Here is a 17,179-nt window from a genome sequence, read left to right on the forward strand (position 1 = left end):
GCGCAAAATTGAAAATATCAGCGGACTTTTCGCGCTGATTTAGGTATTTTGTTTAGTATATAAAACGAAGGGCGTTGCGGCAGGCAATATTCAAGCGGCAGGCGCCCAGCCTAGCATGAGATTGCAGCGATGAGTGAAATGTTTGATGTCAATGCGGCGGTGTATCCCTTCCCGCCTAAACCGGTACCGCTGGACGTAGCCGAAAAAGCCTTTTATCGCGAAAAGATCAAAACCCTGCTCAAGCAGCGCAACGCGGTGATGGTCGCCCACTATTATACCGATCCGGAAATCCAGGCGCTGGCGGAAGAAACCGGCGGCTGCGTGGCGGATTCGCTGGAAATGGCGCGCTTCGGCAGCGCGCATCCGGCTTCCACGCTGTTGGTGGCCGGCGTGCGTTTCATGGGGGAAACCGCCAAGATCCTCAGCCCGGAAAAGCAGGTGCTGATGCCGACGCTGTTTGCCGAATGTTCGCTGGATCTGGGCTGCCCGGAAGAGGAATTTCATGCGTTTTGCGACAGCCATCCCGATCGCACCGTGGTGGTCTATGCGAATACCTCGGCGGCGGTCAAAGCGCGCGCTGACTGGGTGGTGACCTCCAGCATCGCCGTCGAACTGATCGAGCATCTGGATAGCCTGGGCGAGAAAATTATCTGGGCGCCGGATCGTCATCTCGGCAGCTACGTGCAGAAGCAGACCGGCGCTGACGTGTTGTGTTGGCAAGGCGCCTGCATTGTCCATGACGAGTTTAAGACCCAGGCGCTGCGGCGCATGAAGGCGCTCTATCCGCAGGCGGCCATCCTGGTGCATCCCGAATCGCCTCAGGCGGTGGTCGAGCTGGCGGATGCGGTGGGATCGACCAGCCAACTGATTCAGGCGGCGAAAACATTGCCGCATCAACAGCTGATCGTCGCCACCGATCGCGGTATCTTTTACAAGATGCAGCAGGCTTGTCCGGACAAGGAGCTGTTCGAAGCGCCGACCGCCGGGGAAGGCGCGACCTGTCGCAGCTGCGCGCATTGCCCGTGGATGGCGATGAATGGCCTGAAGGCGATTGCCGAAGGGCTGGAGCAGGGGGGCGCGCAGCATGAGATCCACGTGGACGCCGCGCTGCGTGAAAAGGCGCTGGTGCCGCTGAACCGCATGCTGGATTTCGCCGCTCAGCTTAAGATGCAGGTTAAAGGCAACGCTTAACCGTTTAAAAGGATGACCTCATGAGCTTCTTCAGTACCAGCAATATTCTGGTGCATATTCCGCTTGGCGCGGGCGGTTACGATCTGTCGTGGATCGAAGCCATCGGCACACTGTTCGGGTTGCTGTGCATCTGGTACGCTAGCAAGGAAAAAATCATCAACTACCTGTTCGGCCTGATCAACGTCACGCTGTTCGCGGTGATTTTCTTCCAGATCCAGCTGTACGCCAGCCTGCTGCTGCAGCTGTTTTTCTTCGGCGCCAATATTTACGGTTGGTATGCCTGGAGCCGCCAAACCCAGGATAACCAGGCCGAGCTGCAGATCCGCTGGCTGCCGCTGCCGAAAGCGTTGGCCTGGGCGGCGGTTTGCGTCATCGGCATCGGCCTGATGACCTTCAACATCGACCGCGTGTTCGCCTGGCTGACGCAGATTGCGGTGGCGGTGATGCAAGGGCTGGGGCTGAACGTGCAGATGCCGACGCTGCAGCCGGACGCGTTCCCGTTCTGGGATTCGGCGATGATGGTGCTCTCCATCGTGGCGATGATCCTGATGACGCGCAAGTACGTGGAAAACTGGCTGCTGTGGGTGGTTATCGATGTCATCAGCGTGGCGATCTTCGCCTACCAGGGCGTGTACGCGATGGCGCTGGAGTATGTCATTCTGACGCTGATCGCCCTGAACGGCTCCTGGCTGTGGATCAAGAGCGCCGGGCGCAACCGTTCCAATCCGCTCTCTTCCGCACCGTAACAACGCAGAGGGCGCCGTGATGGCGCCCTCGTGGCTTAGTGGTGATGTCCCAGATGGGAATGCGCTTCGGCATGTGAGTGTTCACTCGGCTCCGGCGCCCGGTTGATACCGCAGTCCGGCGTCTCGCAGTGCCGGTACTCCATCTGGATGGTCACGTGGCCGATCTTGTAGTGTTCCAACAGATAAGCCTGGATACGTTGCAACAGCCCATCGTGGTCATGCGGCGGGATCACCTGCGCATGCAGCGTCATCAGCTTCTGTTCGCCGATCTGCCAGACGTGTACGTGGTGGATATTGCGCACTTCCGGGATGTTCAGGCACAGGTCTTTTTGCAGCTTGGCGATGTCGACCTCCTGCGGCGTGCCTTCCAGCAGCTCGTGGAAGCTCTCCTTCAGCAGCCGCCAGGCGCTGCGCAGCACCAGACAGGAGACCAGCACCGACAGGATCGGGTCAATCGGCGTCCAGCCGGTGGCGAGAATGACGATGGCGGCGACGATGGCGCCCACCGAGCCGAGCAGGTCGCCCAGCACATGCAGCGCGGCCGCCCTCACGTTGATATTTTTCTCTTCGCTGCCGCGATGCAGCAGCCAGAAGGCGAACAGGTTCGCCAGCAGCCCCGCTATGGCGATGATCAGCATCGGAGTACCCATCACCGGCTGTGGTTCGAAGAAACGCCGTATCGCCTCCCACAGGATGAATACCACGATCACCAGTAGCGCCGCGGCGTTGAGGAAGGCCGCCAGGGTGGTCAGGCGCAGATAGCCGAAGGTGTGGCGCGCGTTGGGCTTGCGCTGGGAAAAGTGCACCGCCATCAGCGCCACCAACAGCGCGGCGGCATCGGTCAGCATGTGCCCGGCGTCGGCCAACAGCGCCAGCGAGCCGGACAACAGGCCGCCGGCCACTTCGGCCACCATAAAGACGGCGGTGACTAAAAAAGCGGTCAGTAGGCGTTTACTATTACTGTCTTTCGGCAGGTGTACGTGTGGAGTGTCCGACATTATTCATCCTTATGCATAGCGAAAGTGGGGGCGGCGGCGAGCAGAGCGTCCAGCTCCGGTTCTATCTGCGCCACTGACGCCTTTAATTTAGTATAAGCGGCGGCGGCAAGTTCGCCCCGACGTGCGGTTTCCACCAGTTGCTGGCACAACCGCGCGGCTTCCGGCAACTGCAGCATCAGCAGGCTGCCCTTGATGCGGTGCGCCGCCTGTTCCAGGCGTGACCAGTCGCTCGCGACGACGGCATCCGCGAGCCGCTGCCGGTCTTGCCGCAGCGTGTCGTTGAGCGTCTGCGCCAGCCGCTGCATCATGGCGCGATCGCCGCCCGCCATCTCAGCCAGCGTTTGCCGTAGGTCAGTAAGGACTGACTTTTCTTCCTGAGCCTGCGGTTGCTGAGCCAATACCTGGCCGATTGCCGCCAGTGAAATCGGCTTGGTCAGGAAGTGGTCGATCGCCACCAGGCCCGGCGGGATGCGGGTAAACTCCTGCACGTCTGCCGAGCAGAGCACGATGCGGCAAGGCGGGCGCTGCAGCCGCTGTTCGTCGCGCCGGATCAGCCTGGCCAGCGTCAGTCCGTCCGGGCGCGGCATGTTATAGTCGATAAACAGCAGATCGAACGGCTGCCGGCGCTGGGCCTGCAGCAGCGCATAGCCTTGTTCAAAGCGGGCCGGCTGCAGCCCGAAGTGGCGCAGCTGGCGTTCCAGCAGCAACAGATTGGTGGGATGATCGTCGATCAGCGCGGTACGCATGGCGGAAGACGGCAGATCAAAGCTACGTTCTGCCGGGGCGACAGCCGGCGGCGAGCCGCTCAGCTCGACCGGTATCGCGACCTCGACGCGTGTACCGACGCCCGGCTGCGAGTGCAACGCGATGCGGCCGCCCATCTGTTCGACGATTTCTTTGCAGATCGACAGGCCCAAACCGGTTCCTTGCACCGAGATGCGTTGCGCGCCGCGCGCGCGGTAAAACGGTTGAAACAGCTTGCCCACCTCATCGGCGGCGATGCCGCAGCCGCTGTCGTTCACCGTCAGATGCAATTCCCCCTGCCGCTCATCCTGCGCGCGCCAGCCGACTTCGACCTGAATGGCGCCGCGCGGCGTGAACTTTATCGCGTTGTTTATCAGGTTGTTAGCCACCTGAAGTAAACGCTCACCATCAATAATCACCGCCTCCGGCAGCGCCGGATCCGCCACCACGCTCAGCGTCAACGGCCGATCGCCGATCAGCGGTCGGTAAAGGGCGTCGATGCGCGCGACCCAGGGGCGCAGCGCCACCGGTTTTGGCGCCAACGTCAACGACCCGGTTTCCAGCCGCGCGTGATCCTGCAGGTCGTTGAGCAGGTTGAGCAGCGATGAGGCCGAACTGTAAATCACCGGCAGGCCTTCCGGCGCAGGTTGGCGTTTGAGCTCCAGTTCCAGCAGGCCGAGGATGGCGTGCATCGGCGTGCGCAGTTCATGGCTGACGGTGGCGAGGAATTTGCTCTTCATGCGATTTTCCGCTTCGGCGCGGCGGCGCGCCTGCTCGAGCTCTTCGCGTTCGCGTTTTTCACGGCGCTGCAGCATGAAACGGCGCAGCGTCAGCGCCAACAGCAGCACGGTAGCGGAGGCCAACAGCGCCAGCAGCCAGGTGGTCTGCGGCGGCATGCGGTTGTCGTTCACCGCGTCGATCAGGTTGCTGCGATCGACGATCCACTCGTCGCGCAGCGATTGCAGGGTATCCGCCGGGATCTGCATCAGGTTCTTATCGAGGATCGCCAGCAGCAGCGGCTGATCGCGGCGCACGCCGAAAGCCACCGGATAGGGGATGTTGTTGGCGGCGAAGGCCAGCTTGATGGCGCCGGAATAGCGCGACAGCGCCAAAAAGTTGGCGGAGATGACGTTATCCACCAGCGCATCCAGCTGGCCGTTGGCCAGCGCGTCGTACATCGACTTGCTGTCGGCGAAGCTGACGGTCTGTTCCTGTTCCGGCACCAGCCCCTGCGCCAAATCGCCCTGCAGCACGCCGATGCGCTTGCCGGCCAGATCGCCCCAGGTCGAGACGCCGTTGGCATACTGGCCGACGTAAACGCCCCACAGCGAACGGTGGATCGGCATGCTGGCGCTGTAGCGCGCCTTGACGCCGCGCGCCAGCGGCAGGGCGGCGCGGAAGCTGGCCTGGCCGGATTGCACCAGCTGATCGGCCTGCTCGGCGTTGCGCGCCCACAGCGGCGCGAAACGCAGCCCGGTGTTTTGCGCGATGATGTTGAGAATATCGATGGCGTAGCCGCGCGGCTGGCCGTCGGAGCCGCGGTAGGCGAACGGGAAATTGTTCTCGATGGCGGCGTAGTAAACCACGCGGTGGCTCGCCACCCAATTCTTCTCCATCGTCGTCAGATCGGCATTGCCGGTATCGAGGTAGCTGGGGATCTTTTTGCTCCAGCGGCTCTGCAGGGCATTCATCAGCTCCATCGGCGCGTCGGCGATGGCGGTGTCCAGCGTATCTATCAGCCGCGGGTCGGCGGCGGCGAACACGAAGGACAGGTTGCCCAGGTTCTCGTTGCTTTCAATCTGATAGAGCTGGCCGAGCTGCAACTGGTCGATGATAAAGCTGGCGCTGGCCTCGTCGGCGATAAAGTAGTCGCTGCTGCCGTTGAGCAGCGAATAGACCGCCTGCAGGTTGTTGTCGTAGCGCTGGATCTGCGACGCCACCGCCTGCAGGGCGCCGCCGGACTGCATGTCGGTCAGCGCGCCGATCGCGACGCGGGCATTGGCGGAGTTGAGCATCACCGGCCGATCGTTGCTGCGGTCGCGCAATACGCGCAGGTTGCTGACGTAATAGGGCTGAGAGATCGCCAATCCGTGCAGCGCTTCACTTTGCGGGATGCCATACAGCAGATCGATTTTGCCGTCGTGCAGCGCCTGCTCCAGCTGCGTCAGATCGGCGAAGCCGTAAATGGCGAAGCGAATGCCGGTTACCTGCTGGATATAGCCGAGGTAGTCGGCGTTCAGCCCATACAGATCGTCATCCACAATGATGTTGTATGGGCTGGTGTTCTCACTGATGATGCCGACGCGCAGCGTGTGGTCGCGCCAGGGGTTTTTCTCGCCGACGATCAGCATGTTCTCGGGGGTATTCAGATTGCTGACCAGCTGATAGCGCACCGGCTCCCCCGCCTGCGCCAGGCCGCACCACAGGATCAGCAGCAGCAGGGCGCGGCGCATCATGGCGCCAGCTCTTTAAATACCGCCACCAGCTCCAGCAGATTACCGGCGCCGGTTTTGCGCTGGATGTTTTTCTTGTGCGTGCTGACGGTCTTGTTGCTGATGTGCAGCCGGTCGGCGATCTGCAGGTTGGACAGCCCCTGGCTCAGCAAACCCAGCACCTCGAGCTCCTTGGGCGTGAGCAGCCCGCCGTCCGCCGTCGGCGCTTCTTCGGCCAGCGCGGCGGCGGGGAAACTGGCTTCACCGTCCAGCACCTGCTCGATCGCCAGCACCAACTCCGCCAGCGAGCTGCCTTTATTGACGAAACCGTCGGCGCCGGCGGCATGCGCCATGCGCGCATAGACATCGGCCTCTTGCGCGGTATAGATCAGGATCTTTTGTTGCGGGTAGCGGCGGCGGATTTTTTTCAACAGCTGCAGCCCATCGACCTGCGGCAGGCCGATATCCAGGATCACCAGGCCGAAAGCGGCCTCGGCCAGCAGAGCCAACGCCTGGACGTCGTCCTGCGCCGCCTGCAGGCGGTAGGGGCGGGATGATTTCATTAGCGCCGCTTCCAGTGCGACATGAACCACCGGGTGGTCATCAACTAATAACAGAGAAGGCATGTTCAACTCGGGTCGCTGTATATTCCGATCGCTAGCATAGCGAAAAAGGAGGCTCTGCGCTCCCCTGATGAAACAGCACAATCTGCTGTTAATTTGGCGGTTCCAGCGGAGGGGGGCAAAGGTGATTTACAGCGTCATTCCCACAGGCTAGATTGTTGGGATCTACACCGTTACGCACTGCGAAATACCCCTCGATACCGAATGGAAAAGCTATGAATTACCAAAACGACGATTTACGCATTAATGATATTAAGGAACTCCTGCCGCCGGTGGCTCTGCTGGAGAAATTCCCGGCTACCGAACGCGCGGCAAAGACGGTGTCCCAGGCCCGCAGCGCGATTCACAATATCCTCCGCGGCAGCGACGATCGCCTGCTGGTGGTGATTGGCCCTTGCTCCATCCACGATACCCAAGCCGCCAAAGAGTACGCGGGGCGCCTGCTGGCGCTGCGTGAAGAACTGAGCGGCGAGCTGGAAGTGGTGATGCGCGTATACTTCGAAAAACCGCGCACCACCGTGGGCTGGAAAGGCCTGATCAACGATCCGCAGATGGATAACAGCTTCAACATCAACGACGGCCTGCGCCTGGCGCGCAAACTGCTGGTGGAGATCAACGACAGCGGTCTGCCGGCCGCCGGCGAATTCCTCGACATGATCACGCCGCAGTACCTGGCGGATCTGATGAGCTGGGGCGCCATCGGCGCGCGCACCACGGAATCGCAGGTGCACCGCGAGCTGGCCTCCGGCCTCTCGTGCCCGGTCGGTTTCAAGAATGGCACCGACGGCACCATCAAGGTGGCGATCGACGCCATCAACGCCGCCGGCGCGCCGCACTGCTTCCTGTCGGTGACCAAGTGGGGCCACTCGGCGATCGTTAACACCAGCGGCAACGGCGACTGCCACATTATTCTGCGCGGCGGCAAAGAGCCGAACTACAGCGCGGCGCACGTGAAGGACGTCAAAGCCGGCCTGAGCAAAGCCGGGCTGCCTGCGCAGGTGATGATCGACTTCAGCCACGCCAACAGCAGCAAACAGTTCAAAAAGCAGATGGACGTGAGCGCTGACGTGTGCGGGCAGATTAGCGGCGGTGAAAAAGCGATCATCGGCGTGATGATCGAAAGTCACCTGGTGGAAGGCAACCAGAACCTCGAAAGCGGCGAACCGCTGGTTTACGGCAAGAGCGTGACCGACGGCTGCATCGGCTGGCAGGACACCGAAACCGTGCTGCGCGATCTGGCGGCGGCGGTGAAAGCGCGCCGCGGATAACCGCAAACAATGACAAGGGCCCGATAGCGGGCCCTTGTTTTATCCTTGCCATTACACTTCTCTATATTCCACGACTTTAAGGCTTACAGTTAATAGGCCAATTAAGTCCTTAAGCGACCCTCTTCGCATTATTCCTATTTAAGAAAAGAATAATTGTCACTACTCGCGGCATTGTGCTTATATAAGACGCTTTTTTTATTCCATAAACCCCGCAGGCCTAATAAGTGGGGAGTGGTATGACCTTATTCCTTTCAGGATGAAAGAATTATGACAAACAATACCTCGCAGCCGCTGGGGCTGCACCGGATTAAATTCCATGGGAAAGGTGGTGAGTACTTCGCTATTTGGTTAGTCAATGCATTATTGACCGTCCTGACCCTGGGCATCTATTCCGCCTGGGCGACGGTGCGCCGTCGCCGCTATTTTTACGGCAACACGGAATTGGACGGCGATCGTTTCGACTACCATGCACAACCGCTGCAAATTCTGAAAGGGCGGCTGTTGGTGATCGGCGGCATCATCGTGTTTTATATCTTGCTGGCGATAACGCCCCTGTTGGGGCTGCTGGCTTTGCTGGTGTTGCTTGCCCTGCTGCCGTGGATCGTTATTCGCAGCTGGCGCTACAATGCGATTATGTCGAGCTATCGCGGCGTGCGTTTTAATTATGTCTGCCGCACCGGGCGTGCCTATTGGGCTTTACTGTTCTGCCCGTTATTGCTGATTATCGGGCTGTATGTCGGTCTGATCATCTTGCTCGGCATTGGCAGCGGTCTTGGCAGCATCAACGCCATCGCTTTTATGCTGGTGCTGACGCTGATTTTGGCCGTGCCGGCATTTGCGGCGGTAAACGGCATTATTAGCGCACTGCAGCATGATTTGTACGTTAATAACCTGTTCTTCGGGCGCACACCGTTTATTGCCGAACTGAAGAAATCGGCCTTTATCAAATTTGCCTTGATCGGCCTGCTCATATTCCTGCCATTCATGTTGGTCGCGTTGGTGTGCATCGGTTCGTTCTTCTTTACTCTCTATCAGATGGTGTTGATGGGCATGTTGACCAATGAAGCCATTGATGTGCTGGTGCTGGACAATATCAGCAGCCTTCTGCTGATGATGGTGGTGCTGTTGATCGGCGCGCTGGTGGCCAGCAGCTACCAGGTCGTTGCCCAGCGCAACTATCTGTTTAACCAGGCAAGGCTGAACGGCGACATCAAGCTGCATTCCTCAATGAAAACGCTGCCGTATATGGGATTGTTGATCACCAATACCCTGATTACCCTGTTCTCGCTCGGTTTGGCGGCGCCGGTGGCGGAAGTGCGTCATGCCCGTTATCTGGCGGCCTGCACGGCGGTTGAAGGCGATCTGGCGCTGCTGGACATTACGGCGCATCAGGAAAGCGCCAACAGCGCGGTGGCCGAAGAAGCGCTGCAGGCGCTGGATCTGGGCGGCAACTTCTGAGGCGCCGATGATCCTTGAAGGCGCTTATCAGTTGCCGGGACGGGCCGCACGTGAGGCGGCTCGTCTGCTGGTGAACGAAAGCGGCGAAGGCGTGACGTTGCAGCGGCAGGATGAACAGCGTTACATCCCGCTGACGGACATCACCGTTTCTGCCGCGCTAGGCAATATTCCGCTGACGCTCACCTTCAAGGGCGGCGGGCGCTTTGTGCCTGACGACGACGCGGCCTTTCGCCGCTGGTTCTATCAACGCCGTTCGCCGGGGTGGGTGCATCGCCTGGAGCGCCATAAACGCGGCGTCGCCCTGGCGCTGCTGATGACGCTGCTGGCGGTAGTGGCTTACGTTTACGTGGTGCTGCCGTGGGCGAGCAGCGAGATCGCCATGCGCATCCCCACCTCGGTGGAACAGACGCTGGGCGAACATACGCAGACGTTCTTGGACCAGAGCGGCTTCGCGCCCTCCGCACTGCCGGCCGAGCGGCAACGGGCGCTGCAGCAGCTGTTCCGGCAGGTGATGCCGGCCGACATGCGCCAGGAGCGCACGCCGCTCTCGCTGAAGCTGATGGCGGCGCCCGGTGCGCCGAACGCCTTTATGCTGCCGGACGGCACGCTGGTGCTCAGCGATAGCCTGGTCACCTTGTCAAAAAACGACGATGGCTTGGCGGCGGTGATGCTGCATGAGATGGGGCATCACGCCCATCGTCACCCGATGCGCATGTTGGTGCGTTCGTCATTGGTGGCGTTGACGCTGATGTGGATGACGGGTGACGTCAGCGGCATCGGCGACACGCTGCTGCAGTCCGCATCCTTCGTGAATGAGATGCAGTTTTCTCGCGGGATGGAGCGTGAGGCGGATGCGTTTGCGATAGCGGAAATGCAGCGCCAGGGGCGTTCGCTGGCGGAAATGGCGGCGATCTACCGCGCGTTGGCACAGGCGCCTGAACGAGAAAAGACCGATGACTGGGCGCTGCCTGCCTGGCTCAGCACCCATCCGGCGATGCAGGAACGGCTGGACGCGGTGAACGAGGCGATGGCGCAGCAGCAATAAAAAAGCCCCCGGTGAAAAACGGGGGCTTTTTCGTGAACGGGCGAAATTACTTCGCTTTACCCTGGTTCGCTACGGCCGCCGCTTTTGCTGCGATCTCGTCGGCGTTACCCAGGTAGTAACGTTTGGTTGGCTTGAAGTTCTCGTCGAACTCATACACCAACGGCACGCCGGTTGGGATGTTCAGCTCGAGGATTTCATCTTCGCTCAGGTTATCCAGGTATTTCACCAGCGCGCGCAGGGAGTTGCCGTGCGCCGCAACGATCACGCGCTCGCCGCTCTTGATGCGTGGCAGGATCTCTTCGTCCCAGTAAGGGATAACGCGATCGATGGTCAGCGCCAGGCTTTCGGTCAGCGGCAGCTCTTGCTCGCTAAGCGAGGCGTAGCGCGGATCGTGGCCAGGGTAACGTTCGTCTTCTTTGGTCAGCTCAGGTGGGGTCACCGCGAAGCCGCGACGCCATTGTTTCACCTGCTCGTCGCCGTATTTTTCCGCGGTTTCCGCTTTGTTCAGACCCTGCAGCGCGCCGTAGTGACGTTCGTTCAGCTTCCAGGATTTTTCGGTTGGCAACCAGGCTTGATCCAGCTCGTCGAGGATGTTCCACAGGGTGTGGATCGCGCGCTTCAGTACGGAGGTGTAAGCGAAGTCAAAAGTGAAACCTTCCTCTTTCAACAGCTTGCCTGCTGCTTTCGCTTCGGTGCGGCCCTTGTCGGACAGATCAACATCATACCAACCGGTGAAGCGGTTTTCTTGGTTCCACTGGCTTTCGCCGTGACGCACCAGAACCAGCTTAGTTACAGCCATAGCTTAACTCCTTAATAATCTGACATTTCAATGATAACGAAAATCATTATATTGCCGCGGGCCGGGGCTCGGCAATCGATAGTGTCTAACCATAGCCAATTTCTTGCCGCAAAGTAAGGGCTGGCGAAAGGAAAAAGCTGAATCGTTCAGGCTGATGCGGAAGGGGGAGAAACGGCACGTCGGAATCGCTCCGGACGCGCCGTGGCAGAGGGGAAATCAGGCCGATTTTTTCAGGCAGTTGCTCATGAAGGTTTTACGCGCGTCGCCCTTCAGATCCTTGGTCTTGGCGTCGGCATTGCAGCTTTTCATTTTCTGCTGCTGCGGCGTCAGGGTTTTGCCGGACGCAGCGGCGCCTTCGGACTTCAGACAGGTGCTCATAAAGGTGGAGCGATCGGCGCCTTTCAGCGACTTGGTGGATGCCTGCTGGTTGCAATCGGTCATGCGTTTCTGTTGGGCCGCCTGCGCCGGCGAAGGCGTTTTCGTCGCCGTCGTCGCGTCGGCCGCCATCAGATTGGTGCTCAGCATTAAGCCCGCCAGCAATGGAAGTGCAGTAATCAGACGCATAGGTGTTCCTTCAGCTATTGATTGGCCGCCATCGGCCGAAAATGGTGACGTTGCACAAGGCGTTGTGCTTATCACGGTAGCCTGAGTGTAGTGCGCGCTTTGGAATAAGGGAAGGTGGGCGCCGGTGGGGGGATGGCGCTAAAAGGTAAGCATTTATAACAAATTGCCCCCGGCCGCACGGCGAGGGGCGTAGCAGGTCAGATAGGATAAAACTGATAATGCGTGGCGCTGCGGTAGCGGCTCCCCGGTTGCAGCCAACAGTCCGGCTGCGGCCACTCGGGATGGTGCGGGCTGTCCGGCAAAAACTCGCTCTCTAGCGCCACGCCGGCATGGTTGGCGTAGCTGCCGCCATCGCGCGCCGGCGTGCCGGCCAGATAATTGCCGCTGTAGAGCTGCAGCGCAGGCGCGTCGGTGAACACGCTCATTTGCACTTGCCCGTCGGCTGACCACAAATGCGCCGCCGGGCTCTCCAGCGCCCCACAGGTACGCTGCAGCAGGAAGGCGTGATCGTAGCCTTTCACCCGCTGCTGGTCGCGATCGCGCAGGAAATCCTGCAGCAACGTTTTCGGCTGACGAAAATCCATGCCGCTGCCGTCCACCGCCGTCAGATCGGCGCAGGGAATGCCCTCGGCGTCGACGGGCAGGTAGCGATCGGCGAACAGCTGCAGCCGTTGGGCGCGGGCGTCGGTGCCGGCGCCGTCCAGATTGAAATAGGCGTGGTTGGTCAGATTGACCGGGCAGGGGCGATCGACCTGCGCCAGATAGTTGATTTCCAGACGATTATCCGAGGTCAGGCGGTAACAAACCTGCACGTCGAGATTGCCGGGGAAACCCTGATCGCCCTCCGCCGAGTGCAGCGCATAGCAAACCTGTTGCGCCTCGTGCTGTACCCGGCGCCAGCGGCGGGCATGGAAACCGTCGGGGCCGCCGTGCAGCTGGTGGGCGCCTTGATTGGCGGCCAGCGCATGGGGTTTCCCGTCGATGGGCAGACTGGCGTTGGCGATGCGGTTGGCGTAACGGCCGACGGTGGCGCCCAGATAGGCGCCTTGATACGGGTAGTCCGCCGGGCTGCGGCAGCCGAGCAGCAGTTCGCGTTTTTCACCGGATTTGAGCGGCAAGACGGCGGACAGCCAGGTGGCGCCCCAGTCCATCAGCGTCACCGTCATGCCGTCGGCGTTTTGCAGCAGTGTCAGCTGGTAAGGCTGCCCATCGGGCGCCGCTGCCGTGGTTGCCGTCAGCATGTACCGGCCCCCTGTGAAGCCTGGCAGACATAGAAGGTTTCCTGCAATCCGCCGGTTTGCCGCGGATACTCGTGCGCCACGGCGGCACGCACCGTCTCCACGAGATCCTGCGGCATCAGCGCGACGATGCAGCCGCCAAAGCCGCCGCCGGTCATGCGCACGCCACCGCGCGGGCCGATCGTCGCTTTGACGATCTCGACCAACCGATCGATCGGCGGCACGGTGATTTCGAAGTCGTCACGCATCGAGGCGTGGGACTCCGCCATCAGCCGGCCCATGCGTTGCAGATCGCCGGCCGCCAGCGCATCGGCCGCCGCCAGCGTGCGGGCATTCTCGCTGATGACATGGCGCGCGCGTTTGGCCACCAACGGATCCAACTGATGTTGACGTGCTTCAAACTGTTCCGGGCTGACGTCACGCAGCGCCTTGACGCCGAAGAACCGAGCCGCTTCTTCACACTGTTTGCGGCGGGTGTTGTACTCGCTGTCCACCAGCCCGCGCTGCACATTGGAGTTGATGATCACCACCGCGACGCTGTCCGGCATCGGCACCGCACGGGTCTCCAGCGAGCGGCAGTCGATCAGCAGAGCGCTGTCGCGCCGGCCGAGCGCGGAGATCAGCTGGTCCATGATGCCGCAGTTGCAGCCGACGAACTGGTTTTCCGCCTCCTGGCCGTTCAGCGCCAGCGCCACGCCGTCCAGCGGCAGCTGATAGAGCGCCTGCAGCGCCTGGCCTACCGCCACTTCCAGCGCGGCGGAGGAGCTGAGCCCCGCGCCCTGCGGCACATTGCCGGCGATCACTAGATCCGCGCCGCCGAAATCGGGGTTGCGTCGCTGAAGATGTTTCACCACGCCGCGCACATAGTCGGACCAGCGCTGATCGGGGTGGCTGACGATCGGCTCGTCGAGCGAGAATTGATCCTGCTGATTCTGATAATCGGCGGCCAGTACGCGGATCTGGCGGTCGTCGCGCTTGGCGCAGGCGATGACGGTTTGGTAATCGATGGCGCAGGGCAACACGAAGCCGTCGTTGTAATCGGTATGCTCGCCGATCAAATTCACCCGCCCCGGCGCCTGGATGGTCAACGCCGGCGCGTAGCCGAAGTGTTCGGTAAACAGGGAATGGGTAAGCGGTTTTAGGCTCATGCTTGGGCTCCGGCTTCACGGTAATGAATATCGCTGACGGCGCGCAGACGCTCTGCGGCCTGTTCGGCGGTCAGATCGCGCTGGGTTTCCGCCAGCATCTCGTAACCGACCATAAATTTGCGCACGCTGGCTGAACGCAGCAGCGGCGGATAGAAATGGGCGTGCAGCTGCCAGTGTCGGTTGTCGGCGCCGTTGAACGGCGCGCCGTGCCATCCCATCGAATAGGGGAAAGAACACTGGAACAGGTTGTCGTAGCGGCTGGTCAGCTTCTTCAGCGCCAGCGCCAGATCTTGGCTTTGTGCCGCGCTGAGATCGGTGATGCGCTGCACCGCCGTTTTCGGCAGCAGCAGCGTTTCAAACGGCCAGGCGGCCCAGTAGGGCACCACCGCCAGCCAGTGTTCGGTGTTCACCACGATGCGTTCGCCTGCGGCCAGCTCGCGCTGCACATAGTCCAGCAGCAGCGGGGAGGCGTGCTCCCGAAAATACGCTTGCTGCAGGCGATCTTCGCGCTCGGCCTCGTTTGGCAGAAAACTGTTGGCCCAGACCTGCCCGTGCGGGTGCGGGTTGGAGCAGCCCATCGCCGCGCCTTTGTTTTCGAACAATTGCACCCAGGGGTAGTGCTTGCCCAGCTCCTCGGTTTGCGCCTGCCAGGTGGTGACCACCTGCTCCAGCGCCGGCAGCGTCAGTTCGGGCAGGGTCTTGCTGTGATCGGGAGAGAAGCAGATCACCCGGCTGACGCCGCGCGCGCTCTGGCTGCGCATCAGCGGATCCTGGCTGTCGGGCGCCGGCGGCGTATCGCTCATCAGCGCGGCGAAATCGTTGGTGAAAACATAGGTGCCGCGATAATCCGGATTGCGATCGCCGGTGACGCGCGCGTTGCCCGGGCACAGGAAACAGTCGGGATCGTGCGCCGGCAGCGTTTCTGTGGGGACGGCCTCCTGCAGGCCCTGCCAGGGGCGCTTGGCGCGGTGCGGTGAGACCAGCACCCACTGGCCGCTCAGCGGATTGTAGCGGCGGTGCGGATGATCGATAGGGTTAAATTCCGTCATACGGTTCCTTTCTTGGCGCCGACGAAAGTGTAATCGCTTCCAATTACCGTCTTGAGACGCCCGTTGCTGAACAGGGAGAGGCTGTTGCGCAGAAAGATAGCACGCGCGCGGCGGTAAAAAGGTGATCTAACGCGAAAAATGGAATCGTTTACACTTCATTGCAAAGCGCTGGACGGGCGAAGAAAAGCAGGCGGCAACGTGATTGAGGGCATTGCGGTGAAGTGCCGGTGATAGCGTTTTCACCCGACCAGCCGGCAGAGAGGGGGTCTCTGCCGGCTTCAGCCGTTAAGAATGCTGGTACAGCGGATAGGTGAAGAACAGCAGATGGGTCAGATTAAGCCCGAAATGGAACAGAATCGGCACCCACAGACGGCCGCTCCACATCCACGCCAGGCCGTAGATCACCCCGGCGAGGGTTGCGAAGATCACCATCAGCGTACCGCCCGCCAGATGCGCGGCGCCGAACACCAGGGAGGCGACGATCAGCGCCGGCCAGGCGCCCAGCCACTGGCTGAGGCGCTGTTGCAGGTAGCCGCGAAACAGCGCTTCCTCGGCCATGCAGACAAAGAACAGGTTCGCCATCACGAAAGGCAGGATCCAGGCGGGCGCATGCCACTCAATTTTTAAGCCGCCCAGCGCGACGGCCAGCAGCAACAGCGCCGGCACGGCCAGCAGCAGCGCAATCCAGCCCGCTCTGCCGGCGTTGCCGCCGCGTTCGGCGGAAAACAGCGTGGGCAAGCAGGCGAACAGCAGGAAGGGCACCATCGCCTTATCGAAGTTGTAATACATGGTGAACGGCGCGCTGAGCGGACCGGCTTTTTCGCCGTCGATCATCAGTTGATTGTGGATGCCGGGCACCAGGTGCAAGAACAGCGCCACGCAGCCGGCGACCACCAGCCCTTCGAGCGCAATCGCCAGATTACGCTGCGCGCGAAAATGGTGGCGCAACCCCGCCAGCGCTACGATCGCCAGCAGATAACTCAGGCTGAGCGGCGTCAGTACCCCATGATAAAGCCCCATGCCCGCCGAGGCGGCCAGGATCACCCAGGCTATCAGCCGATTAAACGGCAAGAAAAATAACGAAGCAGCCAGTACGCCCCACATGATATGTCCCTTTAAATATGTACACGGCGCTCAGCGCCTTTGCGGCGTGCGATGATGGCAAAATTGAGCGCTAGAGCGGATAGTAGCACACCAGGATGACGCTAAAGGTCGGGGCAGTGATGCATTTGTGCATGATGCCGGCCCACACGACCGGCGGCGAGGAGGGTTAGCCTTTCATCCATGCCTGCGAACGGGTGATTTCGGCCAGGTTTTGCAGGGTATCCAGGCTCTGCTGGTGGATCTCCTGCGTGGGGGCCGCGCACAGATCGTGCAGCACGGTCACCTGAAAGCCGGCGTCGTGCGCCTGCCGCGCGGTGCTCTCGATGGCGAGCGGCGTGCTGATGCCCGCCAGCAGCAGATGGTGGCACCGATGTTGCCGCAGCCAGGCTAACAAATTGTTACCGGAGAAAGCGCTGACTGCCGTTTTTTCAAACTGCAGATCGGTCTCTTCCTGATGCAGTTCGGGCATCCAGCGGCAGCCCGGGCCATTTAGCCGCAGCGCGCCGATCTGCTTGAGATGGTTGAACAGCGGCGAATGGGGCGGGATGTCATGATAATCGTCGGCGAATCCCACCCGCACCCAAATCACCGGGATTTTTCGTACCCGGGCATAGGCCGCGGCGGCATTGACGTTGGCGAGCAGGTGGGTCGTCATCACCTGTTCGCGGCAGTGGTTGGCGCGCCCTTTGGGCCCGATCAGATCTTCGATCAGGTCGATGATAATCAACGCAGCGGACATGGCGTCTCCAAAAATGGCCTTCTTCCTTTCTAT

General features: G+C 61.0%; 15 protein-coding genes. 5 read left to right on the top strand and 10 right to left on the bottom strand.

Going from position 1 to position 17,179, the window contains the following annotated elements; all coding sequences use genetic code 11:
- Positions 1-129 precede the first annotated feature (129 nt).
- Together nadA and pnuC are read left to right on the top strand one after the other, a co-directional pair.
- On the top strand, positions 130-1,191 hold the full coding sequence (gene nadA, locus ADK28_RS09550; RefSeq protein ID WP_015376982.1) for a quinolinate synthase NadA: 1,062 nt from the start codon (positions 130-132) through the stop codon (positions 1,189-1,191).
- A 20-nt stretch (positions 1,192-1,211) separates the two neighbouring features.
- A complete protein-coding gene (gene pnuC / locus ADK28_RS09555) occupies positions 1,212-1,937 on the top strand; it encodes a nicotinamide riboside transporter PnuC (RefSeq protein ID WP_016928721.1) in 726 nt (241 codons plus the stop codon).
- 35 nt (positions 1,938-1,972) lie between these two features.
- On the opposite strand, the gene zitB is transcribed toward pnuC, so the two are convergent.
- From zitB to ADK28_RS09570, 3 genes are read right to left on the bottom strand one after another with little or no spacing between them, the layout of a single operon-like run.
- Positions 1,973-2,935 carry a CDF family zinc transporter ZitB gene (gene zitB / locus ADK28_RS09560; protein WP_028127667.1) on the bottom strand — a complete coding sequence of 321 codons (963 nt, stop codon included), beginning with the start codon at positions 2,933-2,935 and terminating at the stop codon, positions 1,973-1,975.
- Positions 2,935-6,135, bottom strand: coding sequence for an ATP-binding protein (locus ADK28_RS09565; protein ID WP_048795558.1), 3,201 nt, complete (start codon positions 6,133-6,135; stop codon positions 2,935-2,937). Before ADK28_RS09565 ends, zitB begins: the two co-directional genes overlap by 1 nt.
- Positions 6,132-6,737: a response regulator gene (locus ADK28_RS09570; protein WP_028127666.1), complete on the bottom strand. Its 606-nt coding sequence runs from the start codon at positions 6,735-6,737 to the stop codon at positions 6,132-6,134. Before ADK28_RS09570 ends, ADK28_RS09565 begins: the two co-directional genes overlap by 4 nt.
- 212 nt (positions 6,738-6,949) lie before the next feature.
- Between ADK28_RS09570 and aroG the strand changes: the two genes are divergently transcribed.
- The 3 genes from aroG to ADK28_RS09585 all read left to right on the top strand — a co-directional run bounded on the left by aroG (position 6,950) and on the right by ADK28_RS09585 (position 10,505).
- The gene (gene aroG / locus ADK28_RS09575) at positions 6,950-8,002 is read left to right on the top strand and encodes a 3-deoxy-7-phosphoheptulonate synthase AroG (protein ID WP_016928717.1); all 1,053 of its coding nucleotides are present in this window, start codon (positions 6,950-6,952) and stop codon (positions 8,000-8,002) included.
- A 267-nt stretch (positions 8,003-8,269) separates the two neighbouring features.
- Positions 8,270-9,460, top strand: coding sequence for a YjgN family protein (locus tag ADK28_RS09580; protein WP_048795559.1), 1,191 nt, complete (start codon positions 8,270-8,272; stop codon positions 9,458-9,460).
- 7 nt (positions 9,461-9,467) lie between these two features.
- Positions 9,468-10,505, top strand: a complete 1,038-nt coding sequence (locus ADK28_RS09585) for a M48 family metallopeptidase (RefSeq protein ID WP_033641063.1) — start codon at positions 9,468-9,470, stop codon at positions 10,503-10,505.
- A gap of 46 nt (positions 10,506-10,551) precedes the next feature.
- Here ADK28_RS09585 and gpmA read toward each other — a convergent pair whose 3' ends face one another.
- From gpmA to ADK28_RS09620, 7 genes are all read right to left on the bottom strand, one after another.
- Positions 10,552-11,304 carry a 2,3-diphosphoglycerate-dependent phosphoglycerate mutase gene (gene gpmA, locus ADK28_RS09590; protein WP_016928714.1) on the bottom strand — a complete coding sequence of 251 codons (753 nt, stop codon included), beginning with the start codon at positions 11,302-11,304 and terminating at the stop codon, positions 10,552-10,554.
- A 216-nt stretch (positions 11,305-11,520) separates the two neighbouring features.
- On the bottom strand, positions 11,521-11,868 hold the full coding sequence (locus tag ADK28_RS09595; protein WP_028127665.1) for a PsiF family protein: 348 nt from the start codon (positions 11,866-11,868) through the stop codon (positions 11,521-11,523).
- 197 nt (positions 11,869-12,065) lie between these two features.
- Entirely contained in the window at positions 12,066-13,109 is a 1,044-nt protein-coding gene (galM, locus tag ADK28_RS09600; RefSeq protein ID WP_048795560.1) for a galactose-1-epimerase, read from the bottom strand.
- Positions 13,103-14,254, bottom strand: a complete 1,152-nt coding sequence (gene galK / locus ADK28_RS09605) for a galactokinase (protein ID WP_048795561.1) — start codon at positions 14,252-14,254, stop codon at positions 13,103-13,105. The genes galM and galK overlap by 7 nt, the downstream gene beginning before the upstream one ends.
- Entirely contained in the window at positions 14,251-15,303 is a 1,053-nt protein-coding gene (gene galT, locus ADK28_RS09610; RefSeq protein ID WP_048795562.1) for a galactose-1-phosphate uridylyltransferase, read from the bottom strand. The genes galK and galT overlap by 4 nt, the downstream gene beginning before the upstream one ends.
- A 285-nt stretch (positions 15,304-15,588) precedes the next feature.
- Positions 15,589-16,407: a CPBP family intramembrane glutamic endopeptidase gene (locus tag ADK28_RS09615; protein ID WP_033641059.1), complete on the bottom strand. Its 819-nt coding sequence runs from the start codon at positions 16,405-16,407 to the stop codon at positions 15,589-15,591.
- Positions 16,408-16,573: 166 nt separating this feature from the next.
- Positions 16,574-17,146: a cysteine hydrolase family protein gene (locus ADK28_RS09620; protein WP_016928708.1), complete on the bottom strand. Its 573-nt coding sequence runs from the start codon at positions 17,144-17,146 to the stop codon at positions 16,574-16,576.
- Positions 17,147-17,179 lie beyond the last annotated feature (33 nt).

Origin of the sequence: Serratia sp. 506_PEND (assembly GCF_001076875.1) — a bacterium.
GTDB lineage: Bacteria > Pseudomonadota > Gammaproteobacteria > Enterobacterales > Enterobacteriaceae > Serratia > Serratia marcescens.